The following is a 25,615-nucleotide window of genomic DNA, read 5'->3' as shown; positions in this document are numbered from 1 at the left end:
CTATGTTAGTTTACGAGTTGCTTTTAGGATAGCTTGTTTTCTGTTATCAGTGATCTCTAAGTCCACTGAATCAAAAAGTTTTTGCATGACCATCATACCACGCATCAGTGTTGCTGTGGAAGAAAATTTACCTCTTTGGATATCATCTTCTAAATTAAAATCTTTTACAGTATTGATCATTTCAATGCTAAAGACTTTTTGTTTATCAATTTGGAAGATAACTTCCACACCACCACCATCACCATACTTTGCGGCATTTTCTACGGCTTCCACAGTGGCAATGCATAGATCCATCCGTAACTCTTCATCAATACCATTCCGTTTGAGAAAGTAGGCAAGTCTTGCTCGCACATATTGCATTGGGTTATAGTGAAGTGCTCCGAGGATCACAAAGGATTCGGATGTTCCCATCTTTCGGATGATTGGAGACTCGTCCGTAATGTAGTACTCTCGTGGGTCAATGGGGTTTGTGGTGATGAGTCCGTCTTTGACAAACTCATCCATCACTGTGGTGACTGTTTCCAAAGTGACGTTTGGTACATCTTTGAATTTTCTCTGGGTTTCCATAAACACCCATGAGGTAAAATCGTTCACATTCCCCGAAAGTCCATTGGAGAACAAAGTTTTGATTTCTTTCTCTAACTCGGTTCTTGAGAGAGGGAACGGCATATATTCCCATTTCAATGGGAACGGAGGAACTGTAAATTGTTTTATCCCTTAGGGGTTAGTCCTTGTTTTTTCTTGGCGCAGTGCTTCATAAAGGATGATGGCAACAGCATTGGATAAATTGATCGAACGACTCGTTTCTGCCATAGGAATCGAAATGATTTGGTCAGAAGGGTGACCTTTGTGTATTTCTTCTGGAAGGCCTGAGGTCTCACGACCAAATAAAAACACATCCTGAGAGGAAAATGAAACATCCCAATAGGTTTTTTTTCCAAACTTAGATACTAGGAAAATTCGTTTCCCTTCCCCTTGTTTTGTCCTTTGGAATTCTTCAAAGGAAGGAAACTGAGTAAAATCCAAGTCCTTCCAATAATCGAGTCCCGCCCTCCTCACTGCCTTCTCCGAAAGATCAAAGGCTGGTTCACCCACAATGGACAAGGGAACACCAGCGTTCACACACAAACGAGCTATGTTACCAGTGTTAGGTGGAATTTCCGGGCGATACAATGCAACTTCCAAGGGACTACTTCTTCTTTTTTTGATTTTGGTTTTCCAAAGATTTTTTCAAAGCAAGACCAAAACTGGAAACCGAAGGATTGGACTCATCTTTAGAAAGATACTCTTGGTATTCCATTCTGTCTTTAGCTTCTGAAGCTTTAGAGATAGATAAAGCAATTTGTCTTTTTTCAGGATTGATTTCCAATACAAACACTTCTAGTTTTTGGCCAGGTTGGAACACTGTGTTCAGTGGAGTTCTTTGTGGGATTCCCGTTTCTTTGTTGGGAACAAGACCAGAAAAATCTTCTCCTAAGCGTACAAAAAGTCCGAAAGGTTTGATGGATTCTACAGTTCCTGATACAATATCAGATTCTTTAAATGGAAGTTTGCCAGACCATGGATCTGACAAAAAGTCTTTTACACTGAGGGAGATTTTATTCGTAGACCAATCCAAAGTTAGAATTTTTGCACGGAGAGTTTCTCCCACTCGAAACTCAGTTGTGAGGTCTGGACTTTTTTTGTATGTGGCTTCCGATTGTGGAACTAGGGCATCAAGTCCATCCATATCCACGATGAGTCCAAACTTATGAATACTTTTGACAGTGCAGGATACAAACATTCCTACCTTTAATTCATCACGTAACAGTTGTTTCTTGGTTTCTCTTTCTTTATCAGCAATTTTCTTTTGAGAGAGTAGGATTTTGGATTGTTTTTTCCCAAGTTCAGAGATGATAAACTTAACCCGTTTACCAGAAATATTTTTACCTTTGAGTGAAACATCCAATTGGCTGAACGGAACAAAAGCAGTGTAACTGCCGAGTTTCACGTCCCATCCACCATTCCCTTCCAATAAGAGTTGGCCAAGCACTGGGATCTCAAACTGATTTGCAAGTTCTAAATTTTCTTCTGTTAGGTTGTCTTGCGAGAGACAAGTCGTGAAATAAAAATCACCAGAATTTTCTTTTAAAAAATATACGATAAGAGTATCACCAATTTTTGGTAACACTTCTTCTCTCCACTCTTCTGTAGAGATATTCCCAATGACCTTGTTGTCTATGGTTCTAATGAATACATAATCATTCTTAACAGCTGTTACTTTCGCTTCATGGCGTGAGCCAGGTTCAATGGATTGTCTTTTTTTAAAACTTTCTTCTAATAAACGGTCAAATTCTGAGGATGGGCCTTTCATTTTGCGGTTCCTTCCTTGGTGGGTTTGGAGGTATATACCAATTTTCCTCCCAATACCATGGATTCAATTGGAAATATTCCAGAAGTGCGTTTCAGGGGATTTTCCGTAAGGATCGAAAAATGTGCAGGGCCTCCCACTCGGAGTTTGCCTCCATGGTCAGCACCTAGGTATTGGCAGGTTGTTTCTGTCAGAGTTTGGATGATACGACGCCGTATCATAGGTAGGCTTTCCTCATCTTTTGGGATGGAGAGAATTGAGTATGTTTTCCGTCCAAAGAGTGAGTCCCAAAAATTTGAGGTACTTTCGTTTGGCCGTTCGTCTTTTTTTGCATCTGATTGGAGTAAAGATTCCCAAAGGCGAACTTCCACAATGGCAGCTTGGCCAGGGAATAAACCCCAATGACCTGCTCCACTCGCAAAGAGTAAGTTGGAATGTGTTTCCTTTTCCAATTGGAACTGGGAAGCAAAAACAGAAAATGGCGAAGTGGGAAATGAATCAGAATTTTCCTCTTCGGGAACAAGTGAATCTTTCCAATACTTCGCATAATGGGGATTGAGTTTAGCCCATTGGGATTGTTCTTCTTTCCAAACCTCTGGGTTCTTTTTTACTTCCTGGAGGTACAAAATGCCAAACATAGGAGCCCATAAAAAGTTTCGTTTTTGCGCTCGGAATAAATTGGTTCCTTCTGGCATCGGATGGAATAAGACAGAAAATCCTGTATCCAAAGCATCTTCCCAACTGGTTTTATCAGCGAAGGTATAAGCTAGAGCCAAATGACCATTTTCTTCTACTTCCTTTCGTTTGGAAAAAAGTTCCGTCTGCGAAAACCCTCGGTTGTCCATTTCCTTCAGAAAAACGGGGAAGTGCTTATTTCGTTTTGGGTCAACTGTCCCTTTGAAACCAGATTGGTAAATGGCACCATCTCCTGCATTCAGTTCTGGATACAAAATTGGTTTTTGCGCTTGGGATAGGATGGGACCATTCCATTTTGACTTGGCCATTTCTTTGAGCAGTGGTGCCAAATTGGGATCCGCAACGGATTCAATATGGCTAAATCCAGCAGATAAATACCCAAGTAGGACCTTGGGAAGTTCCGCCCTGGATGTTTTGCCCCCAACTGCATTGGCCCCAATGGTGACGGATGCATCACAAAACCCAGGGAGAACAAACTCAGGGTTCGGAATTTCTTTTGCCTGTTGGATGGAAACGATTTTACCCTGCGCCACTTCAACATTCACAAATCCAGAAAAATTGGCTTTTTCACTGTCCCAGATCCGAACAGATTTCATTTTCAATGATTGCGACAAAAGAATCGAGGGGGCAATGGCCGATAGGAATAAGGTGAGGGATAGAAGCCTGCGGTTTTTCATGCTAGCGGTCTTAGTACCTTGACAGTAAGGACTAGAATGGAAAAGATTTCGGGTATGGGAAAGGAAACAAGCGAGATTTCTGATCACATCAAATTACATATCGAAAACGGGAAAATTCTCTCGCTAAAGACCCATCGGGTCTCCAAATCCGTCGAGGAACACATCAAGGAGGCCGTAGGCCTCATCTTGGACAGACTCACTTACCCTACCCTTGTTCCCACTCTCTACACCATCATCAAAGAACTCGCCATCAATGCCTGTAAGGCCAACCAAAAACGGGTCTTTTTTGAAGAAAGGGGTTATAGTATGTTAAACCCTTCCGAATATGCAAGAGGGGTTCGGGAATACCGGGAGATGTTTTCGGAAGAAATGTCGAACGAGTTTGGGATCAAAGCCAAAAAAAAAGGATATTACTGCCTTATTAATTTTAAATACAACGATGATGGTATCATCATTGAAGTGATCAATAATACACCCATTGCCAAAGAAGAAGAAAAATCCATCCGGGAACGATTGGAAAAAGGGATGATGTATGATGATATCGCTCAGTTTTATATCAACAATGCGGATACATCAGAAGGTGCAGGACTTGGTCTTGCGCTCATTCTCATCATGTTAAAAGGGGAAGGGATAGATCCTAATTTTTTTAGAATCATCATTGGCGAAGATTCCACAATTGCAAGATTGGAAATACCTTTAACGGAAAAGTATATTTCCCAACGCGATTCTAATTAACCTCTCAATGACATCAATTCCCCTTTCTTGTACCATCATCACTTTAAACGAAGAAGACAATCTCAGTCGTACACTCCAAGCGATTTCCTTCATCGAAGATATCGTAGTCGTGGATTCAGGTTCCACTGATGATACTGTAAACATCGCAAAATCGTTTGGTGCACGTGTTTACCACCATGAGTTTCAAAACTATGCTGACCAAAAAAACTTTGCGATCACAAAAACAAAATATGATTGGGTCCTTGCCATCGATGCTGACGAAGTTGTTTCCCCAAAACTCAAAGAAGAAATTCTTTTTCTTTTTTCAAAACTTCCTTTAGAAACAAAGGGATATCTCGTCCCAAGGCTTACCTATTATCTAGGAAAATGGATTCGATTTGGTGGATATTATCCAAATTACCAAATGCGTTTGTTCCAGAAATCAGAAGGACAATTTAGCGGTGGTTTGGTGCACGAAAGAGTCAAACTCAATGGGAAACCATCAAAGTTAAAAAATCCACTTTTCCATTATTCTTACAAAAACATTTCAGACCATTTAAAGTTTATAGATCGTTATTCGAGTTTGTTTGCAGAAGAAGAATTTAGAAAAGGAAAACGGTCTTCGGTTTTTTGGGCTTTCTTAAAGGGATGTTTTAAAGGATTTTATATGTATTGGATTCGATTGGGAATCCTAGATGGAAAACAAGGTTTTGTCCTTGCTCTCCTTGGGTTTTATTATAATTTTTTAAAGTATTTGAAGTTGTATGAGAAATCGAACTCAGTCCCTTCTTTCTTTGTTATGGTTGATTCGGTTCATGATATAGAGAGCAAAAAATCCACCAAGAAAAATAGCGACCAAATTCACGTTTGATAATTGTGTTGATCCAATTTTCGGTGACATGAGCCACATGATGATGTCTCTGATGTATGTTTGTAAAGTAGCAAATACAATCAAAGCCCCAATCCCTGCGACAAATGTGGATCCCCAAAACTTTCCGAGTAAGTCTTTTCGTTTGTAATAATAAAAATAATAGGCACAGGCTGCGGATGCGAGAAAAAAGAATAAAATATCAACGAGAATTGTCCATGGTTCTGATGGTGCGGCAAGCGGTAATGAAATCATTGGTCTTGTACCTGTCTATTACCTATTTTCGGTAAGCCATTGTTTAGTCCATAAGATAAAAAAAAGAGGTTTTCCTTGTATTCAAAACACACAGAGATCTTTGGCATATTAGGATTTCCCTTAGGCCATACCCTATCCCCTTGGATCCACAATACTCTATTTAAACTCAGCGGTTACGATGGAGTGTATCTAGTTTTTGAAAACGAACACTGGAAACAAATCGGATTAAAACCTCTTCTCGATTTAGGTGTCAAAGGAGTTTCTGTTACGATACCATTCAAAGAATGGGCGTATACCCAAGCAAACGAAGCCTGTGAAGCTTCAAAGACGATGGCAGCATCCAATACACTTCTCTTCCGAAATGGAATCAGTGCTGTGAATACAGATGGTACGGGTGCACTAGAGTCGATCAAACAAATGAATTCAGATTTGGTCAATCCGGGCATTGAAAAAAAAATCTTAGTCTTAGGGAGTGGTGGAAGTGCCAAAGGGATTTTATTTGCGATCGCAAAAGAATTAGAAGGTTATCACAAACAACATTCTTTCAAACGAAAAGTACACATTCTTGCCCGAAATAAAATAGCTAAAAATGAAATCGAACAATCGTTAGGAAATCCTTCTTGGCTCGAACAACCTACAAAAGAGGAAGTGATACAAAATAGAGAAGAGTATGATCTCATCATCCATACAACACCAGTGGGGATGAATGGAGTTGGTGGTGAACCAATTTTAGACTCTCATTTTTTTACCAAAAAACACACGTTATTCGACATTGTTTACAACCCTTTGGAAACTGATCTTGTAAAAGAAGCAAAGAAAAAGAAGGCAGAAATTATCCCAGGTTACCATATGTTACTGTACCAAGGGATCAGGCAATTTGAACTTTTTACCGGCGAAACTCTAAAGAAAAAATGGATCCAAAAAGTAGAATCCACTTTACTCAAAGAATTAAAACATAGAAAATAAAATCGAAAGCCCCTATTTGTTTATAATGCATTTCATAGAGTTTTTAAACCAAAGGCAAAACATTGAAAAAACAAGAAATTTTAATGTCTTCCAAAATTACACCCTTGATGGAATAAAATTGGTATTCGAACATATACAAAGTTCCTTTGATATAAAAAAACCAAAACCCATTCGGATCAGTGTTGTTGGAACAAATGGAAAAGGTTCCACCTCACACTACTTAGCTTGTTTATTCTCCAAATTAGGATACAATGTAGGTCTTTATACCTCACCTCACCTACTCACACCTTTAGAGAGATTTCAACTGGTGAGAGAAGGTGAACCATGTCTTCCCAACATAGAGGATGTAAATCTTTGTTTCCAAACCTTTTTTTTAGCAGATTTACAACGTTATGAATCTTTGTCTTACTTCGAATTTCTCACTGCATTTGCGTATCGATTTTTCCATGAACAATCTATGGGTGTGGAAATTTGGGAAGCGGGTCTTGGAGGAAGGCTTGATGCCACAAAACTTGTAGAAGCAGACTATATTGTCCTTACCAAAATTGGACTCGATCATTCTGAAATTTTAGGGAACACGAAAGAAGCCATTTGCCAAGAAAAACTGGGGATTACAAGTGATAAAACTTTGTCTCTTTTTGCGTTTCTGGAAGAAGTGGAATCCCTTCCTGAATCATTTCACACTCGGCCCAAAAAAGAAACGGTTCCACTACATGTGATTTCCATTCCACCTAAAGATAGTTATTTGGAGATAAATTTTCTTTATGCAAAAAGTATTGTCTCAAATATTTTAAAGGAACAAGAAACATCAGTTTCCAACATTCCTTTTACTTCCATTCGCAAACCGAAAGGAAGGATGGAAGTCCTTTCGACCAAACCAATTGTCGTTTTTGACCCTTCCCATAACCCAGATGCCATCCGCACCACCTCACTTGAATTTGCCAATCACCACAGAAAATTCCATGTAGTACTAGGAAGCCTTCCCGACAAAGACCTGGCTGAGATTCTGAATGCCCTACCTGAACCAAACCTAGAAAACCTCATCCTTTGGGAAGGAGAGGGTTTTGGCCGTTTCCCTGCCCCTACAGGGAGGCTCCATGAGAGAACCATGAGGCGAAGTTCCCTTCCCGAGTTAGTTCCCTTATTCCAAGGCGAAATTCCGGTTTTGGTGTTAGGAAGTTTCCGACTTTATGGAATTGTGGCAAATTTAATACAAAATACAATAAAGATGTAAAATTGGACTTTACAAATGAATCCTGAACGAGATTGTTCTTTTAGGAAACATCGTTCAGGACTATGCAAACTCCAAAAGAACATACTAGAAAAGAAATTCTACAAGCAGCTCGAGAAGAGTTCATCCAACTTGGTTTTGAAAAAGCCAGTATGCGAACCATTGCCAAAAAAGCAAAGGTCTCAACGAGTAATATCTATAATTACTTCGAAAACAAAGAACACTTACTCACAGAGATCTTACAGCCAGTGTTATCAGGACTTGAGAAAGCATTCGCCTATGTCTCACATCCTGACTATTTTGAAAAAAGGTTTAACGACAGTTATGAGACGTGGAGAGAAAGATTCCACATCGCTTTAGATTATGTGGATGCGAACAGGGATGATTTTATCCTACTCCTCACAAAGTCCCAAGGATCTCATTTAGAAGAATTTCCAGAAACTGTCCTCACAAGACTTACCAAAATCAATTTTGAGCAATATTCAACTTTCAAACAAAAAAATCCAACGTATAAAGGGGAGGTAGATGAGTTTGTGGTTCGTAACATCTTATCATTTTTCCTGAATATCTTTGTCCAAATGGTAAGACAAGGGATTTCCAAACAAGACATGCTGATGTACCAAGATAGTTTCCTCAAATTTTTGCATTTTGGATACAAAGGATCGATTGCCTCCGATTTGAACTGAATCAATCTGGTTCTCGATGGGAACCGATACCAAAATTAAAATCTGTGGAATCAAAGAATTGGCCACACTTGAGTTATGCCACGAACTCGGTGTGGACTATGTTGGTCTCAATTTTTCACCCAGATCACCTCGTGGCATCAATCGAAGCGTAGCAGAAGAAATACTTTCCATCCGCCACTTACCAGGATTCCCTACACTTGTTTTTTTATTTTTTGAAAACTCCACAGAGGAAATCCTATCCATCACAAAAGAATTTAAGCCAGACCTAATCCAACTGATTCGTGGTGATCATTTTCTTACAAAAGAAATTTGGGAATCATTCACAAATCAAAAACAATTACTCCCTGCAATCCGAATCCAATCACCCATCGGTTCAGATGAAGAATTGGAACCTCAGTCTTCCCTAGTCATTTTGGATAGTTTTCAAAAAGGACTCGGTGGAGGCAGTGGACATGTATTCCCTTGGGAATATGTAACCAATGTAAAACGACCTTATTTACTTGCTGGAGGGATCACTCCAAAGAATGTCCAATTAGCTCTGAATACATTAAAACCTTATGGGATCGATGTAGCAAGTGGAGTGGAAACAGACGGTAAAAAAGATCCAACTAAAATCAAAGAATTGGTACAAAATGTCCGAAACATATGAAGCCTTAAATACTCCTGTTATGCGCCAATATCTGGAAGTAAAGGAACTACATCCAGATGGAATCGTATTTTTTCGAATGGGTGATTTTTACGAAATGTTTATGGATGATGCAAAAATTGCCGCACAAATTCTAGACATCACTCTTACCAAAAGGCAAAACCAAATCCCAATGGCAGGAATTCCTTACCATGCCACAGAAAGTTATATCTCAAGACTAATCTCTGCTGGGAAAAAAGTCGTAGTATGCGAACAAACCAAACCCGATGACCCAAAAGCAAAAATTATGTCGAGGGAAGTCGTTCGCATCATCACACCAGGAACTGTAGTAGAAGACAATTTACTTGGTGGGTATCAAAACAATTATTTATCTTTGTATTATAAAGAAAAAACTTCCGTCTACTTAGCGTTTGCCGATGTTTCAACTTCGGAACTTGTATATTTTTACTTTTCTGAAACGGAAAAAGAAAGAATTTTGGATACAATCAAAAGATTTTCTCCGAAGGAGATGATTTATACTGATGAAATCCCTCCCCTTTCAAAAGAATCCAAAATTATCCTATCCCAAATTCCAAAAGAATACCTCCCTAAAAAAAAAGGAGCAGGAATCGATACCGTTGTACACGTATTAGATGCATATCTGCAATACAATTATAGAAACCAAAACTTTGTCTTCCAATCCCCAAGACGAATTGATGAAAGTGAATATTTAGTCCTCGACGAACAAACAGTTTCCCATTTGGAACTGGTTGAAAATCCCAATGATAAAAATCACACTCTATTTGGTGTCCTCAATCGTTGTACCACTGCTACAGGAAAACGTTACCTCAAACAAAGGATCTTATTTCCTACCAGGGATGAAAAAAAAATCAAAGACCATTGGGACAAAATTGAAATTTTAACTCAGAACAAAAAAGAGCGAATCAAGATCAAAGAATCACTGGGGGATCTCATTGATTTAGAACGTGTGATGACACGTTTCCGTGTTGGGAAAGCTTTGCCTCGTGATTTTCGTGGGATTGAAAGAAGTTTAACAGCTGTCAGTCACATGAAGGAAATTTTAGATGGAATAGGATATGACTTTTCCAAACTTCCAAAAGAGTTAGAAGTCCTAGTATCAGAATTTCAAAAAACACTTTTTGATGGCGAACTGCCTGTATTTTTAGGAAACTCACCATTTTTAAAATCTGGTTTTGATAAAGAGTATGATGATGCCATATTAGCCAGAGAAAAAGGGAAAGATTGGATCTTGGAACTTGAAGAAAAAGAGAAAAAAGATTCTGGTTGTTCTAGCTTAAAAATTCGTTACAACAAAATCTTAGGTTACTTTATCGAAGTTTCCAAAGCCCAAGCAAAAGATGTCCCTTCTCATTTTTTAAAAAAACAAACCCTTGTCACAGGGGAAAGGTTTACTTCTCCTAAACTCGAAGAACTAGAACGAGCCATTTTACAAGCGGATGAAATCATTGAACGAATCGAAAAACAAGTGTTTGATCGTTTGGTGACAACATGTATTTCACTTTATGAAGCATTTTTAACTTTATCCAATGAAGTTGCATCTTTGGATTACCATTTGTCCCTAACTGAAACAAAAGAAGAATACCAGTGGACAAGACCCGAGATTAGAACCGATGGAATCATTGAATACATTGACTCTCGTCACCCTGTTGTGGAAACATTTTTACCAATAGGGGAACGATTTGTTCCCAATACATTGGAACTCAATCCAAAAGAAAACGCAATCGCAGTGTTAACGGGTCCGAATATGGCAGGTAAATCTACCTTTATGCGCCAAATTGCCATTAACCAAATTCTCTTTCAGATGGGTTCCTATGTTCCTTCTAAAAAAGCATCCTTATCCATCGTGGATCGTATTTTTACAAGAATTGGATCAGGTGACAACCTAACGAAAGGTGAGTCTACATTCTTTGTAGAAATGAAAGAAACAGCCACAATCCTAAACCAATTCACAGAAAATAGTTTGATCCTTTTTGATGAAGTGGGCCGAGGAACATCAACTTACGATGGTTTGTCGATCGCTTGGGCCATCTTAGAATTTTTAAGTAAAAATTACCCAAAACCAAAAACCATTTTTGCTACACATTACCATGAATTAACGGAACTCGAAAAAGGTGCAGGTATTTTTAATCTTTATTTAGATACTTTTGAGAAAGATGGTGAGATTTTATTCTTAAAAAAAGTGAAACGAGGGAAATCAAAACAATCCTTTGGAATTTACGTCGCAAAACTTGCGGGAATCCCAGAAACCGTATCGGAACGTGCGAAAGAAATTTTATCGGGACTCGAATCCAAAAAACGCGAAATCAAAATCAAAAATGAAGAACCAAGTTTATTTGGGAATTTAATGGAAAAGGAAACCAAGGGATTATCGGCTAACGAAGAGAAAGTGCTAAAACGAATCTCAGGGCTCGACCCTAACAAAATTCCACCTCTAGAAGCTTTGTCAATCTTGGATGAATTAAAAAGAATTCTCAAAGAGGAAAACTAAAGCAGACAAATTTGTAAAATCGATCCAATTGGTAATTTGGTCTTTTAGTCCTTGTTTGGCATGAATTCCAATCCCAATCCCTGCTGCATTTAACATCAAAGCATCATTGGCTCCGTCTCCAACAGCTACCACACGTTCGAGTGGAACAGAAAATTCATTCGCATACTTTCGTAAGTACACTTCTTTTTTCTCACGATTGATGATCTCACCAAAGATTTGGCCTGTGAAAAAACCATCCTTCTCTTCAAGTCCATTGGCTCGAAAAAAATCAACAGGGTATTTTTTTGAAAATAGTTCTAAAACAGGACTAAAACCACCACTCAAAATCCCAAGCTTACATCCGTTCGACGGGACAAATTGAAATACCGTTTCCATTCCATCATTTAAATGCAAAAGATCATACACTTCTTTAAAACTTTGAATCGAAAGGCCAGCCAAATGTTTCACTCTGAGACGTAGGGCTTCATCAAATCCCATACCCCCTTCCATCGCTTTTTTTGTAACACTTGCTACCGTTTCGAATACACCATGTTTACGGGCAAGTTCATCGATCACCTCTTCTTTTATGACTGTGGAATCCATATCAAATACAAAGAGAGAAGTTTGTTTGGTCGGCAGTAAGGAAGGTAGGTATAATAAATCTATTTTGTATTTTGCGAACCTTTCCCGAATGGTAAGAATTTGGTTTCGGTTCCATGATTCGTCGAGTAAGATACGAACAGAGTGAAGGCCGTATCGTTCCGAATAAGAAATTGTTTTAGGATCGATTGTATCAGTGGATGTAAAAGGATTAACCTCAACATCTTGGAAGGTATCGAAAATATGATTGTTGGGAATGGGACTATGCGAAATAAGAAGGATTGAATTCATTCGTTATTTTTGTAAATAGGGTCTCAGTTTTTTACCCCAAAGTTCGTATCCTTTTTCATTAAAATGCAAACTATCACCATTCGGACGAATGAATTCTTCACTTAAAGTTGGTGCATCTGGTTTTCGCATAATGTCCCAAACTTCTATGTATTCTACATTTTGTGTGGTACGAGCCACTTGGTTTAAAAATAAATTATAAACAGGAACAATTTGATTCAATTCCTTCACACGAGTTGGTGGGACTGCAATGAGAAAAATCCTCGTTTGGTGGTTATGAGAATGGATTTTTTTGATGATCATAAGCAGATTATTTTGCACAAGGCTCAAACATTTGCCTTGGATAAAATCGTTTCCACCGATTTCGATCACAACAGTTTTAGGCTCTAATCGTAACACATCCTCATCGATACGAGTGAGTAAGGTTTCTGTCATATCACCACCTATCCCACGATTGGTGACGGATTTGCCTGGAAATTCTTTCACCATTAGGTCTGGTACAAACAAATGTACCAAACTATCACCGGTAAAAACAATTTCAGATTGTTTGATTTTAGTATTGTCTTCTGCGTATAACAAACGTGTTGGGAGCCAGGCCTTTTCGATGTATTTTTTAAAATTTACATCATCGCGCCAACCCGGCTCTGCAAAACACTGGAAGTTAGAGTCAAAGTAATCTCGTTTTGAGGTGGTTTTACAATTTGTAAGACCCAAAACTAGGGTGATCAAAACACCCCATCGAAGGAAGAATTTAATCCTGTTCTTGCGGTTCATTCATTCGGAAGCGCTTTTGCCAATCTTTGATTTGGGCCTGCGCATATTCTTCCGTGTCACAAATCCGAAATTCAATCGGGTTATTTGTGGTTGTTTCGATGAGTTTGGCTTCGATATACCCGTTCTTTAACTTGGTTGTCTCAATGCGATATCTCATCTGAATAGCTCCAAAAACCAGGATTTAATTTCCACGTATCTTTGCAATCTCTTCTAAAGTTTCATCCTCTTTGTATTTTCCAAAGAGAAAAATTGCAAGTAAACAGAATGCAGAAGCGAGAGGTCCTGTCAATCGAACTCCCAGTTCCCCACCAGCTTCTACTTCTTCGACTTTACAAATGGTTGATTCCTTACTTATTTTTGCCTCAGACTCACTATTTTTTTTCGGTTCTGACTTAGATTCAGACACAGATGGAGCAATGATTCCTGTTACGCTAGGAGAAACTTGTTTTTTCGAATCACGGTCAAGCCCAAGTAAAATCACAGAACTGAAGATTAATACGGCAAGTGTTTGACCTAGTTTTTGCATAAAGGTCCTTCCTGCATAAAAGAGGCCTTCTCGTTTGGAACCTGTTTTTAATGAATCAAGTTCAGCAATATCTGCTAATATTGCATTTGGTAATATTCCAAGGATTGCAATTGGTATCGCAGCAACAGCAACAATCATATAACCTTGGATATATGGGGACAATGGCAAACTATTTTTCCCAATAAAATAGATGGATAAAAACAGAGCGAGAAATGTGTAAAATCCGATGAGAACGGTTCTCTTTTTCCCAATTTTTCGTGCGACTAAATTAACAACAGGGTAAAAGGCAAATGATACAAGTAACATCACTGTCAGGAGTTGTGTGACAAAGTCCCTTTCCAATTCTAATAGGACTGTTACGTAGTAGGAAATACCGGTTGTGAGAATGGTGAGTGCGAGGAAGTAACACAAATCAGAAAGTGCAAAATACAAAAAGTTTTTGTTTTTGAAAGTGAGGACAAGTGCTTCTTTAAAAGGAACACTCGATGCTTCTGATTCACAGTATGTTTTTTCGTGGATGGTAAATACGGGGAAGTACATACAAATCGCAGCAAAGATACAAAGGATACCCAATGCATATTGCCTTGCGACAAGAGTTTGAACAGAAGGATCTGAATCAAAAACATAACTCGATTGTAAAACACTAGCAATCATAGGCTCCGTGGAAGCAACAATGATCCCTAATGCATAGGTTACTGAGATGTAAGTGGATAAATTGAGTCGTTCTTCCGGAGTATGTCCAAGCTCAGGGATGAGTGCAAAAAATGGTGTGACATACACTGTTAAAAATAGATAGAAGAGCAACATAAAACTCGTCATCCAAACTAAGTTTGTCGAAGAAACAAAGTTATGTGGTGGCACAAAGATTAACCAACAAAAGACGGCAGATGGGACTCCCCCCAGAAACAAAAAGGGAATTCTCCTTCCAAATCGTGAAGAAAAACGATCGGAAGAGTTTGCAATGAGTGGGTCAGTGAATGCATCCCACAAACGGCCAATGGCGGCTACCACACCGATGGTGGAAAGGCCCCAAAACGCCATTTTTTCAATTAGATCCGGGAAACACTCCTGTCCAGGTTTCGGAGCTGGAGGTAGGTAAAAATAAACTTGGTGTAAGCCAATGATGTTGATGAGTGTAGACCAACCAAGTTGGCCTACCGCATAACTAATTTGTTTTCCAAATGGTAAAGAAGGTTTTTGCATGTGTATCACTAGAGGCGGTAAAGTAGGAGCATGATACCGCCAAAAGTGAAAAAGGCAAACTACTTTTTATGTTTATAGAGTTCTGGAAAGTTTTTCTCGTCGTATAAAAACTTTGATTCGTAGTCTTCCCAACCTTCTGGGATTCCTTCCGTGAATTCTGGAACCATATTACAATCATGAATGAGATTCATTGTTTGTTCCATCTCACTTCCTTTTACATTCAAATACCCTTCTGCAAAAAGAGAATTGGCAACATACAATGCAATCGACTGTAAGGAACCCAAATGCCCTTCACGACCCGCACCAACTCGGATTTCAGAGTCTGGGTTCACCAAACGGAACACCGACAACACTCTGATACAAAACTCAGGAGTGAGTGGTGACTTTTGGATGGCATGACCTTTGATGGGGATAAAAAAGTTCACGGGAATGGAGATCACACCAAGTCGTTTGAGTTCAAACGCAACTTGTACGATGTCTTCCAATGCTTCACCCATACCCACAATGATCCCAGAACAAAGTCCAATCTCTGCTTCTTTTGCCGCTTTAAGTGTCGTTAGTCGGTCTTGGAAGGTATGAGTGGAACAAATTTCATTGTATTTGGATTCAGAAGTATTGAGGTTATGATTGTAACGATCAAGACCAGCGTCCTTTAATGTTTTTGCTTTTTTGGCATCAAGGATTCCCGCAGAAAGACATACCTTCATTCCCAACTCACCATTGATTTTGGAAATGGTTTCGGCTAGTTTGTCGACAGCCTTGTCTGTAGGTCCTCTACCAGAAGTCACCATACAAAAACGATAGGCACCGTTTTCTTTTGCCTTTTTGGCATCTTCCCAAATTTCTTCAGGGGATTTTAAGGAATACTCTTGGATCCCTGATTCTCCACCCTTCCTTTGTGCACAGTAACCACAATCTTCAGGGCAATATCCGTTTTTGATGTTATCTAAAATATGAATGCGAACTTTATTGCTGAAATGACGGAATCGTTCTTCCGAAGCTTTTGCTACGATGGGCAAAAAGGGAACCTCTCCTTTCAAAATTTGGAGGGCTTCTTCCTCGGATATGATGGAGGGAGAGGAAGAGGTCGTTTTTTCTTGGATAGTTGCGATCATGAAAACAAAATCTTTTCTGAGGGTGACTCTGTAAACGAAGAAAATGGACGTAAGGATTTAGTCTTTTTCTGGTTCTAAAAATCCGAGAAGTGTCGTTTCAAGCGCCAAAAATATTTTTTCTAGGGAAGGATCTGAAATGGTATAGGGAGGAGTGATGTAAATGGTTCGCCCCAAGGGTCTGAGTAAAATATGAAATTTCCGAAGGGCGTTTTTGATTTGTTTCCCTATGGGATTTAAGTATTCATCATGGGCAACTGGTTCCTTCCATTCAAAGGCAAAAATTCCACCCTTGACTCTGACATTTTCAACTGACGTTCCCATTTTTTTTTGGAAGGAGATTGCATATTGATTTAGTTTCTTTTCCAATTCCCTTACTCGAGTTAGTCCAAATTCTTGTAACATAGATACAGACGTATAACCAACGCTACATGCGAGTGCATTCCCTGTCATTGTATGTGCATGGAAAAATGCTTTGTATGGATCTTTCGAAAGAAACTGTTTATAAATAAAATCAGATACAAGGGTTGCTGCCAGTGGCAACATTCCACCAGTGAGTCCTTTTGCTAAAATCAGTAAATCGGGAACCACTTCCGCCTTTTGGTAAGCAAACGGTTCTCCTAATTTTCCCATACCCGTAAACACTTCGTCAAAAATTAGCAAAGTGTTTGTACTTGTTGCCAGTTCTCGTAATTTGGTTAAAACTTTTTTATCATAAAACAACATCCCGTTGGCACCAAATACCAAAGGTTCAATCACGATTCCTGCATAATCGTTTTGTTTGATCGAAAGTTCTAAATCTGTCAAACACTCTGTTTCACAATTCGTAGGTTGTTTCCCCCATGGACAGTTCATACAATTGGGAGCTGGGAACTCCTTTGTTGGAAATCGTAATTCTGAAAAAATGCGATTGAAGTAATTTTTCCCAGATACATTCATTGCCCCAATACTATCCCCATGATAGGAGTTGGAAAAAACGATAAACTCTGAACGAGGTTTAAAATCGGGATGGTTTTGGTAATATTGTATCGAAAGTTTTAATGCAATTTCGATCGCATTCGATCCGTTATCCGAATAAAACACTTTTTTGAAATCAAAGTTTGTAAGTTCTAATAATGCTTTCGATAATTTTTCTGCACTTTCATGTATGTTGCCAGCAAGCATCACATGATCCAATGATTGTAATTGTTTTTGTAAAGCAGAGATAAGTTGGGGGTGTCTATGACCATAAATCATCGTCCACCAACTGGAGATGGCATCAATCCAAACATTTCCATCTTCATCCGTTACAAATTCGTTCTCAGCGGAAACAATGTTCAATAGGGGTTCTGATTCCTCTTGGATTGTCAGTGGAACCCAAGTATTGGTTGTAACTGGATTATATTTCATCTTCAGCGTTTAATACAACATCAATCACATTTCGGTCTAAATCAAAATGGATAGAGGCAAAGGTGTTAAATTCATCAGGAGATAATTTTTGATCAGGAAAGTTTGTGATACCTAAAAGAGAAACACCACCTAATTTTTGTATCATGGTCGCATTGTCTTCTTGTAATTCATTTTTTGGACCCACTAGATAAAAACCATACACAGGGATAAAACGAGATGTTAATGCTTCCAATGTTAAGAGTGTATGATTGATGGTGCCAAGTTCGGTGGAACCAACCACAACCACTCCTAAATTGGATTCTTGAATCGCACGTATGGTTAAATAATTTTCAGTTATGGGGACAAACACTCCCCCTGCACCTTCGATGAGTGTATTGTTATTTCTTTCTTTGGATATCAAAGACAAAAGAGTTTTTGGGTCGATGGATTGGCCTTCCAATCGTGCCGCGTAATGTGGACTTGCTGGTATCTTAAACTCAAAACTGGGTTTTAGAAAATGTGTATCGGGCAAATGGGTTGTGTTTTGGATGAAGCTTGTATCGTCTGCACTGATGGTCCCAGTTTGGATGGGTTTCCAATACCGAAAACCATGCTTTTTCGCATATTTTGCCATAAAGAGAGAGGAAAAAAAAGTTTTGCCTACGTCCGTTCCGGTCCCCGTTACATAAAAAGCTTGTCCCATAAGAGCAAGTTTTATCAATTCCGGGCCTCGTCTATCCGATTTATATAGAAGAGGCAATATGCAACTTCCCCTTTGGAAATCCATTCTCAAACGCGATGATAACCCCATCACAGAGATTTCACATTTTTTACGTGAAACTGCAATCTTTGAAGGTATGTCACGAAGGACACTTCGTGAAGTAGCAAGGCTCATCCATAAACGAAAGTATTATGCAGGTGAAACCATCTTTTTTCAGGGACAAGCTGGAACGGGAGTTTACCTGATCTTACAAGGAAAAGTTGAAATTTTTTCTGAACGAGAAGGAGTGACTTTAAAGCTCGCCGAACTCGAAAAAGGTGCTTTTTTTGGTGAACTTGCTCTTTTCCAAGATTTTCCACGATCGGCTACTGCTGTTGCACTTGTTGATTCCATTTTACTTGGTTTTTTCCAACCAGAGTTAAAAACGTTATTAGAAACAAAACCGAGAGTTGGAAACGATTTACTTCTCAGTTTTGCATCAATCATTGCAGATAGACTTCGCAAAACGAATGATACCTTAGAAGCAGCTTACTTTAAAAGCAAAAAGAATAAACCCAAATGATCTTTAAAGAAAATAGTATATCATCACTAGTTTTACGATCTGCCTTTTTTGGGCTTATTGCATTAACTGTTTTAATTGGTATTGTAGGTGTAAAATTTTTAGCAATCCCACTTCTTATATCAGGAATTCATTTTTATATTTTCCACGGAGTAGTTGATTACTTTGAATCGAGAGGGATCCATAGGGCATTCACTATCATCATTATCTTTTCTATTTTGATTGCTTGCGCGTATTGGTTTTTAGCATTTTATTTGCCTAACTTGTTTGAAAAAGCACAACCAATCGTTTCGGAATGGTCAACCAAAATGGATGATCCAAACTTCCAGTTGCTCGATTTTACAAAACTTCCTGTTGTTTCTAAAAATCCGGAACTATGGAAAAAAATCATCAATCCAGAAGAGATTGCAAAACTTGCCACCAATAACTTAGAAGAATTTTTAAGAGGAATTGTTGTGATGATTCCAACATTTATCAGCTGGATGATCATTATTCCTATCATCAGTTTCTTTTTGTTACTCGATGCAAACCTAATCTACAAAACAATGATTAGTTTTATTCCCAATCGATTTTTTGAAATGTTTCTGATGGTTTTTTATCGTATGAACCAACAGATCACTAGTTACTTGAAGAGTTTGGTGATCCAATGTGGAATCATGGCAGTCGTTGCATCGATTGGATTTTATATTGTGGGTGTGAAATTCTTTGTTCTGTTTGGAGTATTTTTAGGAGTTGCCAATTCAATTCCTTACTTAGGTCCGTTAGTTGGTGCAATCCCTCCTATCTTATTTGCCATTTTATTCCCAGAAATGTCACCTTCCATAGGTTCCATTGCATCCGTTGTCATAGTCGCTCAATTGGTCGACAATGCGATAGTCCAACCTGTAGTGATTGCAAATGCTGTTTCGTTACATCCACTTGCGATCCTCATTGGAATTGCAGTTGGTGGAAACTTTTTTGGTATCTTTGGTATGTTATTAGCCATACCTGTTTTATCCATTTTAAAAGTGACCATTGGCATCTTGTACCATGCTCTAAAGGAACACCAAATCATTTAAAATTCTATCTTAGGATACGAGAGAGGAACGGATTTTGGCTTTGTCCAAAATTCACTCTTCTCGTTTGTTCCACTTACCCATTTCTGAGAACAAAATCCCAAATAATGTGAGAAAAGAACCAATGGCACCAATTGTGCCGAGCCTTTCACCTAACACAAGATAAGCTAATAAAAAAGAAAATACAGGTTCCAAACTATAAAGTAAGCCTGCCCTAGCTGGAGAAACTGCCTTTTGGTATCTTGTTTGAATTTGCGTAGTAAAGATTGTCGCAAACACAGATGTATAAATGATACCAATCCAGAATTTTAAATCAAATTGAACATTGATGGTTTGTTTTAAAAATATGGATTCAACAGGGAAAAGAAAACTAGAGACAATCGCTATCAGTAAAATTTCAAACGATACTAAAATCTGAGATGGAATTTTTTTCGTATAAATGTCGATGAGAATGATATAGACAGCAAAAAAAAACGCTCCAATCAAAGTGAGCCCATCACCAAACCCAAACCCCAAATTACTTTGGAACTCATCAAAGGATTTTCCATTTTGTGAAATACAAAACAATCCAATCACTACGATAACAACCGCAATCCATGTTCGTAGAGATGGTAGTTTTCGTTCGATGGCAATTTGTAGTAATGGCACAAATATCACGTATGCACCTGTCATAAATCCTGATTGGGTAGCGGAAGTGTAAACAAGTCCAATGGTTTGAAATGCATACCCGAGTAAGGCCGAACAAGCGACAAAAAAAGCGGGGAGAATGTAATCCAATCGGCGATTTGCTTTGGAAAATAAAGTTTTACGATAGAGTAATAATGTGATGAAACCGGCGACGGAAAATCGGACTGCTAAAAATAAAAAAGGAGGAACCGAATCAAGCGCAAGTTTGATGACCACAAACGTTCCACCCCAAAGAATGGCGGCAATCACCAAAAACAGCTCTGGAGTGAAGATCCTAGACATGTAAGGTCAATCTTTCCGGGGAAATACGGATAGCAAGGAAAAGATGAATTGGAAATTTAAAATCAGAAAACCTCAGTTGGGAACTCCTTTAACGTGGGAATTGTACTTCCCTCCTGGGACTTCCACTTGGGTGGGAGAAAAGGTAAAAGAAATTTTAGACCATGTCCCTCTCCCCAACCAACCGGAAGCAAATGTCCGTGTATTTTCAGAAAAAATCAAAATTGAAAATGTAAATCCCCACCAAATCACGTATCTTTTATTCAATGGGTATTTCATTCGAGACCTTCGTCTTGTGATCGCAAGGACCAATGATTGGGATATGTCGTCAGACAAACGAGAAGACGAATGGGACCGCATCCTAACTGAAGCCGTTAACATCGCAAAACCTCTGTTTACTGACAATGAAACTAAGTTTTATGAGATCAAAGAAAACTTACACATCAGTTTTTTTGAGGAAGAAGTCACTGTCACTCTATCCGTGTTAGGGGAACCAGGTTACAAAAGAGGAATCAAAGCAAATTTTCCAACAAGTGCTCCAATTCCAGAAGATTTAGCTCACATTCTGACGGAGCAATGTTTCCAAATTTTTTCCATCCCAAAAGAAAGTGTTCAACTTGTTTACATTCCGTTTGCAGGAACAATGACATTTGCCACCGAATGGCGATTAGCCGAAGAAAAAATTCCTTATTTAAATCTCCCTAGAGATTTGGTATGGAAAAAACTGAATTTATTCCCTACAAAATCATGGGAACATTTCCTTAAAAAACGAGATTCCTTAAATACGAATTTAAATCTCACGCCGATGGTCATCCAAGATACAGATCCAGCCCTTGCACCTTATTGGCAAAAGGAAAAGGACCATTGGAGAAAATGGATCCATGTTGAAACCATTGACTATACTATTTCCGACTTCTTAAAAACATTTCCCGTTTTTCCAGAAGGAAAAGAATCCTCTACTCATTATTTTTTACCTTTGAACCCACCCTATGGGTATCGAAAAAATGAAAGAATGGGTCCTGATGAAAAGTTATATTCAAAAATTGGAAAACGACTTGGAGAACTTTCCCAAGTCTTACAAAATGAAATTCCTCTCATTGGTTATATCCTATGTCCAACGGAAGAGAAGTGGAGTGAATGCATGAAAGACTTAAGGACATTTGCAAAAAAAACCATCCATGTAACCCACGGAGGCATCGATTTACGCGTGTTATTCTTTCATTCGGAGGGAAAATCTGAAAGACGTTCAAATAGAATCTAGTTGGAAAAAGGTTTTACAGGCAGAATTTGACAAACCTTATTTTACGAATTTACGTGAATGGGTAAGAGATGAATACAAAACCAAAATCGTCTACCCTCCTGCAAAATATATATTCAATGCATTTGATTTATGCCCTTTTGATCAGGTAAAAGTGGTAATCATCGGCCAAGACCCTTACCATGGACCAGGACAAGCACATGGACTTTGTTTTTCTGTCTTGGATGGTGTTCCGTTTCCTCCTTCTCTCCAAAATATCTTCAAAGAAATCCAAGATGATGTCAAAAAACCAATCCCAAAGTCCGGTGATTTAACTTACCTTGCCAAACAAGGAGTGTTTTTACTCAATGCAACACTCACGGTTGAAAAAGACAAAGCAGGTTCCCACCAAAACAAAGGTTGGGAAGAATTTACAGATGCAGTGATCCGTATCTTAGCAAATCAAAAATCAAATTTAGTTTTTCTATTATGGGGATCTTTTGCACAAAAAAAGGAAATCCTGATCCCACCAAACAAACACTTGGTGCTAAAATCAGCACACCCTTCTCCGCTCTCTGCTTACCGTGGATTTTTGGGGAACCGTCATTTTTCGAAAACGAATGAATACTTAAAATCAATAGGAAAAGAAACCATTGACTGGTAATGAAAAAAAGGGATATTTTTTTGTATTTTTAACCGGGGTTTTCTTCGCATTTGAAGTGATCGGTTTTAAAGAAGTATTTCGGAGATATAGCTTATCTCCTGAAATGGCTGCCTTATTTGGTGTTGGATTTGCCTTTTTGGTTGTGAGTCCTTATTTTCTGACTTCGGCACATCGCCGAACAAAAGTAATGTTAACGATCAAACGAGATGGGAAAATTTTACTCATTGGAACTTTATCCAATGCCATGGGAATTATCTTATACTATTATGCGTTAAAACAAACTGACTTAGGTCCCGCTGCAATTCTCATCAAAACAACTGTATTGTATAATGTTTTATTAGGTGTTGTGTTCCTTGGGGAGAACTTAAAATATAGAGAAACATTTGGGATCATCATCTCCATGTTTGGAATTTATTTCATCTCAACCTTGGAAGGTCAAATCCATTGGATCGCAGCAATTTGTATACTAGTCAGTGCTTTTTTATTTGCGATACAAAGTTATTTAATTAAAAAGTACATCCCGGAAATTTTAGGTTTAGAGTATGCTTACTTACGTTTATTTCTGTTATGTGTATTTTTCTTTTTTTATTCTCTTGGTATCGGATCTTTTTTAGTCCCTAAATTGCCCATTGTTGTCACGCTTGGGGTCTGTTCATTACTTGGTTATTTTTTAGGGAGAGCTTTTTATTTTGAAGCTCATAATTATTTACCCATCAGTAAATTGAATGCCACACTTCTCATTGAACCAATCTTTTTGATGTTTGTTGGCATATTTTTTATGAATGAACCGATCGACATACAAAAACTAGGTGGTGGTGCTCTTATTTTACTTGGATTGTATTTAATTGTATTCCATAAAAAGAAGGTCAAACAGAATGAAACAACCTAATCAAATTTTGAACGAAGAATCAATTTTAACATTCTTAAAAGCCTTTCCGCAATGGAAGTATACGAAGGAAAATACACTTTGTTATCTTAGTTTTGAACATTCCTTTGTTTCTTTTACGAGTGCATTTTTGTTTTTAACAAAACTTGCATTTGTATCGGAATCGTTAGACCACCATGCAGAAATCTGGAATGTTTATAACAAAGTCCGACTCAAACTGTATACACATGAATCAAATGCGATTACTTCCAAAGATTTGGAGTTCATTCAAATGTTAATGGAAAATACAGACGAGTTTTGATAAAAAGCGGATGCGTTTGTGGACAAAAAAAAACCGGAGTTGGAATCCAACACCGGTTTTTTCCTTTAACAGTGATTAACTAATTAAATTTCGATTTTGTAACCTACGCGGTAAGTTTGTCCACCGATAACCACTGGGTAAGCTACCCAAGGTGCAAGAGCAGAAGCTCCTCCAACCGATGCAACTCCACCAACACCCATTCCTGCAGAAAGGATAGTTTCCAATTCGAAGAAAAGGTGACCTCTATCAGTTACTTTTGTTTGAGCACCAACAAGCCAGTTTAATCCAAAACCGTGTGCGCCAAAACGTACGTTTTCTTTGTTAATTCCAGGGTTTGGAGCATCACTGATAAGTGAGCCACCAGGTCCTAAAATTCCAGGAGCGAAAGTTTGAAGTCCTGGGTTATTGATTGTTCCAGAAACTCCCCACCATCCGTGGAAGTAGTTTACCCCTGCTCCGACGTAAACAGCAGTGTCATTCGCAGCATTGTATAATTTAATCCCTAAGTATGTTGGAACTGTCCAAGCAGTGTATTGCCACTCTTGGTCTAACCATTTGTATCCCATAATTGTGGAAGATGTTTCACCACCAGAGATTTTAGTAGTATAGTTAACGTTGATTCTCCAGAAAAGGCTAGGAACTCCGAAGACTCCTTCTTTTTCGTAACCTACGTTTACGTTACCACCGACCATAGCTCCGCTAGTTTTTGCACCAACAGCCCCACCAGTTGTTCGTTTCAAACTGATAAGAGTGTTTTCAGCATAAATTGCTTTTTGAAGTGGGTATCCTGTGATGTTTCCGCTCGAGTCTCTAGAGACTGAAGAATTTCTAGAATCTAGACCATCTTTCGTAATTGTTCCGCCGAGTTGTGCAAGGTCAAATTGCATACCTAGACCGATCATAAAATAAGAACGAGGACCAGATTGTGCGCTTAGATTGCCAGCTAAGCACATAAGTAAGAACCCCATCATTCCAAAACGTAGAGATTTCAGCATTTGATGATTACTCCTTAGTGAGTGTTTCCTGAATTTTTTTCATTCCTGCGGACAAACGAATACTGTGAGCAGTCGTTCATACCGACAATTGCAATGAAACTAGTGCTTCTCATGAGATTTGTCAAATAAAATTGTTAAATCTTCACGAAAATTGTGTTAAATGTGGAATTTCGAATGAGTCTAACCCGATCTAAACAACTTTTCCTTATTTGCAGATTCCTTTGGCTTTTTGTTCTTTTTTCTACCAACACGGCAGCGAAAGAAAGAAAGATCATTCGTTTTTCAGGCGAATTGTTGAGTTGGGAATCAGAAGGTGATAATTCACATTTTGTCTTTTTAGATTCTACTAACCTACGAGAACGAACCATCCATTGTGATCCAGATACCATGTCCCTCAGTTTTGGTAATAAACAAAAAGGGAACCTACACGTCGAAGGGAAAGCAACACAAAGTACACCCACTTCCGATACTTGGCTCTGTGTGGGAAAACCACATGTGTTCCAAAAGTACCAAGTGAATTCTCCGAGCCGCACGTCCCAAACCAAAACCGTTCAAGGCCAAGTGGTAGAGGCAGATCCAACAACAGGGCAAATTGTCTATCTCGTCAGAGGAAGGAGGTTTTACCTCACGATTAGTCCCTCGGAAGCAAAGGAAATGGCCGATGCCCTTTCCCAATTGAAAACCGTCTCCATTGATGGGGAATACAGGTATGACAGGATCAAACGTTATTATGTAAAAGATTGATGAATTTTTGTTCGCAAGCCTGGCCTTATTCTTTGGAAT

28 protein-coding genes are annotated in these 25,615 nt (G+C 38.6%); 14 read left to right on the top strand and 14 right to left on the bottom strand.

The features are described 5' to 3' along the window. From ND812_RS06835 to ND812_RS06820, 4 genes are read right to left on the bottom strand one after another with little or no spacing between them, the layout of a single operon-like run. Complete coding sequence (locus ND812_RS06835) at positions 1-669, bottom strand: ATP-binding protein (protein ID WP_265374830.1); 669 nt, start codon at positions 667-669, stop codon at positions 1-3. A 48-nt stretch (positions 670-717) separates the two neighbouring features. Then, positions 718-1,185: a tRNA (cytidine(34)-2'-O)-methyltransferase gene (locus tag ND812_RS06830; RefSeq protein ID WP_265374829.1), complete on the bottom strand. Its 468-nt coding sequence runs from the start codon at positions 1,183-1,185 to the stop codon at positions 718-720. A 4-nt stretch (positions 1,186-1,189) separates the two neighbouring features. Next, the gene (locus tag ND812_RS06825) at positions 1,190-2,353 is read right to left on the bottom strand and encodes a S1 RNA-binding domain-containing protein (protein WP_265374828.1); all 1,164 of its coding nucleotides are present in this window, start codon (positions 2,351-2,353) and stop codon (positions 1,190-1,192) included. Continuing rightward, positions 2,350-3,642: a hypothetical protein gene (locus tag ND812_RS06820; RefSeq protein WP_265374827.1), complete on the bottom strand. Its 1,293-nt coding sequence runs from the start codon at positions 3,640-3,642 to the stop codon at positions 2,350-2,352. Before ND812_RS06820 ends, ND812_RS06825 begins: the two co-directional genes overlap by 4 nt. A 117-nt stretch (positions 3,643-3,759) precedes the next feature. Here ND812_RS06820 and ND812_RS06815 point away from each other — a divergent pair, with 117 nt between their 5' ends. Continuing rightward, positions 3,760-4,458, top strand: a complete 699-nt coding sequence (locus ND812_RS06815; RefSeq protein WP_265374826.1) for a histidine kinase — start codon at positions 3,760-3,762, stop codon at positions 4,456-4,458. 7 nt (positions 4,459-4,465) lie between these two features. Next, positions 4,466-5,308: a glycosyltransferase family 2 protein gene (locus ND812_RS06810; protein WP_265374825.1), complete on the top strand. Its 843-nt coding sequence runs from the start codon at positions 4,466-4,468 to the stop codon at positions 5,306-5,308. On the opposite strand, the gene ND812_RS06805 is transcribed toward ND812_RS06810, so the two are convergent. Then, positions 5,216-5,560 (bottom strand): hypothetical protein, encoded by a 345-nt coding sequence (locus ND812_RS06805; RefSeq protein ID WP_012387849.1) that lies wholly within the window; start codon positions 5,558-5,560, stop codon positions 5,216-5,218. The two genes, ND812_RS06810 and ND812_RS06805, sit on opposite strands and share 93 nt — an antisense overlap. A gap of 75 nt (positions 5,561-5,635) precedes the next feature. On the opposite strand from ND812_RS06805, the gene ND812_RS06800 reads away from it, so the two are divergent. The 5 genes from ND812_RS06800 (at position 5,636) to mutS (ending at position 11,598) form a co-directional block, all read left to right on the top strand. Beyond that, on the top strand, positions 5,636-6,526 hold the full coding sequence (locus ND812_RS06800; protein ID WP_265374824.1) for a shikimate dehydrogenase family protein: 891 nt from the start codon (positions 5,636-5,638) through the stop codon (positions 6,524-6,526). A gap of 118 nt (positions 6,527-6,644) precedes the next feature. Beyond that, the gene (locus ND812_RS06795) at positions 6,645-7,760 is read left to right on the top strand and encodes a glutamate ligase domain-containing protein (protein ID WP_322113653.1); all 1,116 of its coding nucleotides are present in this window, start codon (positions 6,645-6,647) and stop codon (positions 7,758-7,760) included. A gap of 62 nt (positions 7,761-7,822) precedes the next feature. Continuing rightward, complete coding sequence (locus ND812_RS06790) at positions 7,823-8,443, top strand: TetR/AcrR family transcriptional regulator (RefSeq protein WP_265358593.1); 621 nt, start codon at positions 7,823-7,825, stop codon at positions 8,441-8,443. Between the two features lie 16 nt (positions 8,444-8,459). Continuing rightward, on the top strand, positions 8,460-9,092 hold the full coding sequence (locus tag ND812_RS06785; protein ID WP_265374822.1) for a phosphoribosylanthranilate isomerase: 633 nt from the start codon (positions 8,460-8,462) through the stop codon (positions 9,090-9,092). Continuing rightward, entirely contained in the window at positions 9,076-11,598 is a 2,523-nt protein-coding gene (gene mutS, locus ND812_RS06780) for a DNA mismatch repair protein MutS (RefSeq protein ID WP_265374821.1), read from the top strand. Before ND812_RS06785 ends, mutS begins: the two co-directional genes overlap by 17 nt. On the opposite strand, the gene serB is transcribed toward mutS, so the two are convergent. From serB to bioD, 7 genes are read right to left on the bottom strand one after another with little or no spacing between them, the layout of a single operon-like run. Next, positions 11,569-12,468, bottom strand: coding sequence for a phosphoserine phosphatase SerB (serB, locus tag ND812_RS06775; RefSeq protein WP_265374820.1), 900 nt, complete (start codon positions 12,466-12,468; stop codon positions 11,569-11,571). The two genes, mutS and serB, sit on opposite strands and share 30 nt — an antisense overlap. 3 nt (positions 12,469-12,471) lie before the next feature. Next, the gene (locus ND812_RS06770) at positions 12,472-13,239 is read right to left on the bottom strand and encodes a GDSL-type esterase/lipase family protein (RefSeq protein ID WP_265374819.1); all 768 of its coding nucleotides are present in this window, start codon (positions 13,237-13,239) and stop codon (positions 12,472-12,474) included. Next, the gene (locus tag ND812_RS06765) at positions 13,217-13,396 is read right to left on the bottom strand and encodes a hypothetical protein (RefSeq protein WP_002975048.1); all 180 of its coding nucleotides are present in this window, start codon (positions 13,394-13,396) and stop codon (positions 13,217-13,219) included. Before ND812_RS06765 ends, ND812_RS06770 begins: the two co-directional genes overlap by 23 nt. A 24-nt stretch (positions 13,397-13,420) precedes the next feature. After that, positions 13,421-14,968 carry an MFS transporter gene (locus tag ND812_RS06760; RefSeq protein WP_265374818.1) on the bottom strand — a complete coding sequence of 516 codons (1,548 nt, stop codon included), beginning with the start codon at positions 14,966-14,968 and terminating at the stop codon, positions 13,421-13,423. A 59-nt stretch (positions 14,969-15,027) separates the two neighbouring features. Beyond that, complete coding sequence (gene bioB / locus ND812_RS06755; protein ID WP_265359836.1) at positions 15,028-16,083, bottom strand: biotin synthase BioB; 1,056 nt, start codon at positions 16,081-16,083, stop codon at positions 15,028-15,030. 57 nt (positions 16,084-16,140) lie between these two features. Further along, complete coding sequence (gene bioA, locus ND812_RS06750) at positions 16,141-17,469, bottom strand: adenosylmethionine--8-amino-7-oxononanoate transaminase (protein WP_265374817.1); 1,329 nt, start codon at positions 17,467-17,469, stop codon at positions 16,141-16,143. After that, positions 17,459-18,151: a dethiobiotin synthase gene (bioD, locus tag ND812_RS06745; protein WP_265375921.1), complete on the bottom strand. Its 693-nt coding sequence runs from the start codon at positions 18,149-18,151 to the stop codon at positions 17,459-17,461. The genes bioA and bioD overlap by 11 nt, the downstream gene beginning before the upstream one ends. Before the next feature lie 58 nt (positions 18,152-18,209). On the opposite strand from bioD, the gene ND812_RS06740 reads away from it, so the two are divergent. Beyond that, positions 18,210-18,731: a cyclic nucleotide-binding domain-containing protein gene (locus ND812_RS06740; protein ID WP_100716291.1), complete on the top strand. Its 522-nt coding sequence runs from the start codon at positions 18,210-18,212 to the stop codon at positions 18,729-18,731. Next, a complete protein-coding gene (locus ND812_RS06735; RefSeq protein ID WP_265374816.1) occupies positions 18,728-19,786 on the top strand; it encodes an AI-2E family transporter in 1,059 nt (352 codons plus the stop codon). Before ND812_RS06740 ends, ND812_RS06735 begins: the two co-directional genes overlap by 4 nt. A gap of 51 nt (positions 19,787-19,837) precedes the next feature. On the opposite strand, the gene ND812_RS06730 is transcribed toward ND812_RS06735, so the two are convergent. Beyond that, positions 19,838-20,752 (bottom strand): DMT family transporter, encoded by a 915-nt coding sequence (locus ND812_RS06730; RefSeq protein ID WP_265374815.1) that lies wholly within the window; start codon positions 20,750-20,752, stop codon positions 19,838-19,840. 43 nt (positions 20,753-20,795) lie between these two features. Between ND812_RS06730 and ND812_RS06725 the strand changes: the two genes are divergently transcribed. The 4 genes from ND812_RS06725 to ND812_RS06710 are packed head-to-tail and all read left to right on the top strand — an operon-like array spanning position 20,796 to position 23,837. Beyond that, the gene (locus ND812_RS06725; RefSeq protein ID WP_265374814.1) at positions 20,796-22,010 is read left to right on the top strand and encodes a hypothetical protein; all 1,215 of its coding nucleotides are present in this window, start codon (positions 20,796-20,798) and stop codon (positions 22,008-22,010) included. Further along, complete coding sequence (gene ung, locus ND812_RS06720; protein WP_322113682.1) at positions 21,949-22,650, top strand: uracil-DNA glycosylase; 702 nt, start codon at positions 21,949-21,951, stop codon at positions 22,648-22,650. Before ND812_RS06725 ends, ung begins: the two co-directional genes overlap by 62 nt. After that, entirely contained in the window at positions 22,640-23,539 is a 900-nt protein-coding gene (locus tag ND812_RS06715) for a DMT family transporter (RefSeq protein ID WP_265374813.1), read from the top strand. Before ung ends, ND812_RS06715 begins: the two co-directional genes overlap by 11 nt. After that, a complete protein-coding gene (locus ND812_RS06710; RefSeq protein WP_265374812.1) occupies positions 23,526-23,837 on the top strand; it encodes a 4a-hydroxytetrahydrobiopterin dehydratase in 312 nt (103 codons plus the stop codon). The genes ND812_RS06715 and ND812_RS06710 overlap by 14 nt, the downstream gene beginning before the upstream one ends. An 83-nt stretch (positions 23,838-23,920) precedes the next feature. On the opposite strand, the gene ND812_RS06705 is transcribed toward ND812_RS06710, so the two are convergent. Beyond that, a complete protein-coding gene (locus ND812_RS06705; protein WP_265374811.1) occupies positions 23,921-24,832 on the bottom strand; it encodes a porin OmpL1 in 912 nt (303 codons plus the stop codon). Positions 24,833-25,006: 174 nt separating this feature from the next. Here ND812_RS06705 and ND812_RS06700 point away from each other — a divergent pair, with 174 nt between their 5' ends. Next, a complete protein-coding gene (locus tag ND812_RS06700) occupies positions 25,007-25,576 on the top strand; it encodes a hypothetical protein (protein WP_265374810.1) in 570 nt (189 codons plus the stop codon). Positions 25,577-25,615 lie beyond the last annotated feature (39 nt).

Source organism: Leptospira limi, from assembly GCF_026151395.1.
GTDB lineage: Bacteria > Spirochaetota > Leptospiria > Leptospirales > Leptospiraceae > Leptospira_A > Leptospira_A limi.
The sequence above is the reverse complement of the archived record's forward strand: the minus strand, read 5'-3'. Positions and strand labels throughout refer to the sequence as shown.

What these genes read in the sequence shown, in the direction of transcription:
- mutS (WP_265374821.1), top strand. Translation starts at nt 9,076, where the DNA reads ATGTCCGAAACATATGAAGCCTTAAATACTCCTGTTATGCGCCAATAT.
- bioA (WP_265374817.1), bottom strand. Translation starts at nt 17,469, where the DNA reads ATGAAATATAATCCAGTTACAACCAATACTTGGGTTCCACTGACAATC.
- bioD (WP_265375921.1), bottom strand. Translation starts at nt 18,151, where the DNA reads ATGGGACAAGCTTTTTATGTAACGGGGACCGGAACGGACGTAGGCAAA.
- ND812_RS06785 (WP_265374822.1), top strand. Translation starts at nt 8,460, where the DNA reads ATGGGAACCGATACCAAAATTAAAATCTGTGGAATCAAAGAATTGGCC.
- ND812_RS06770 (WP_265374819.1), bottom strand. Translation starts at nt 13,239, where the DNA reads ATGAACCGCAAGAACAGGATTAAATTCTTCCTTCGATGGGGTGTTTTG.
- ND812_RS06700 (WP_265374810.1), top strand. Translation starts at nt 25,007, where the DNA reads ATGAGTCTAACCCGATCTAAACAACTTTTCCTTATTTGCAGATTCCTT.
- ND812_RS06835 (WP_265374830.1), bottom strand. Translation starts at nt 669, where the DNA reads ATGCCGTTCCCTCTCTCAAGAACCGAGTTAGAGAAAGAAATCAAAACT.
- ND812_RS06725 (WP_265374814.1), top strand. Translation starts at nt 20,796, where the DNA reads ATGAATTGGAAATTTAAAATCAGAAAACCTCAGTTGGGAACTCCTTTA.
- ND812_RS06735 (WP_265374816.1), top strand. Translation starts at nt 18,728, where the DNA reads ATGATCTTTAAAGAAAATAGTATATCATCACTAGTTTTACGATCTGCC.
- ND812_RS06815 (WP_265374826.1), top strand. Translation starts at nt 3,760, where the DNA reads ATGGAAAAGATTTCGGGTATGGGAAAGGAAACAAGCGAGATTTCTGAT.
- ND812_RS06825 (WP_265374828.1), bottom strand. Translation starts at nt 2,353, where the DNA reads ATGAAAGGCCCATCCTCAGAATTTGACCGTTTATTAGAAGAAAGTTTT.
- ND812_RS06710 (WP_265374812.1), top strand. Translation starts at nt 23,526, where the DNA reads ATGAAACAACCTAATCAAATTTTGAACGAAGAATCAATTTTAACATTC.
- ND812_RS06705 (WP_265374811.1), bottom strand. Translation starts at nt 24,832, where the DNA reads ATGCTGAAATCTCTACGTTTTGGAATGATGGGGTTCTTACTTATGTGC.
- ND812_RS06765 (WP_002975048.1), bottom strand. Translation starts at nt 13,396, where the DNA reads ATGAGATATCGCATTGAGACAACCAAGTTAAAGAACGGGTATATCGAA.
- ND812_RS06730 (WP_265374815.1), bottom strand. Translation starts at nt 20,752, where the DNA reads ATGTCTAGGATCTTCACTCCAGAGCTGTTTTTGGTGATTGCCGCCATT.
- ND812_RS06820 (WP_265374827.1), bottom strand. Translation starts at nt 3,642, where the DNA reads ATGAAATCTGTTCGGATCTGGGACAGTGAAAAAGCCAATTTTTCTGGA.
- ND812_RS06760 (WP_265374818.1), bottom strand. Translation starts at nt 14,968, where the DNA reads ATGCAAAAACCTTCTTTACCATTTGGAAAACAAATTAGTTATGCGGTA.
- ND812_RS06810 (WP_265374825.1), top strand. Translation starts at nt 4,466, where the DNA reads ATGACATCAATTCCCCTTTCTTGTACCATCATCACTTTAAACGAAGAA.
- ND812_RS06740 (WP_100716291.1), top strand. Translation starts at nt 18,210, where the DNA reads ATGCAACTTCCCCTTTGGAAATCCATTCTCAAACGCGATGATAACCCC.
- bioB (WP_265359836.1), bottom strand. Translation starts at nt 16,083, where the DNA reads ATGATCGCAACTATCCAAGAAAAAACGACCTCTTCCTCTCCCTCCATC.
- serB (WP_265374820.1), bottom strand. Translation starts at nt 12,468, where the DNA reads ATGAATTCAATCCTTCTTATTTCGCATAGTCCCATTCCCAACAATCAT.
- ND812_RS06790 (WP_265358593.1), top strand. Translation starts at nt 7,823, where the DNA reads ATGCAAACTCCAAAAGAACATACTAGAAAAGAAATTCTACAAGCAGCT.
- ND812_RS06805 (WP_012387849.1), bottom strand. Translation starts at nt 5,560, where the DNA reads ATGATTTCATTACCGCTTGCCGCACCATCAGAACCATGGACAATTCTC.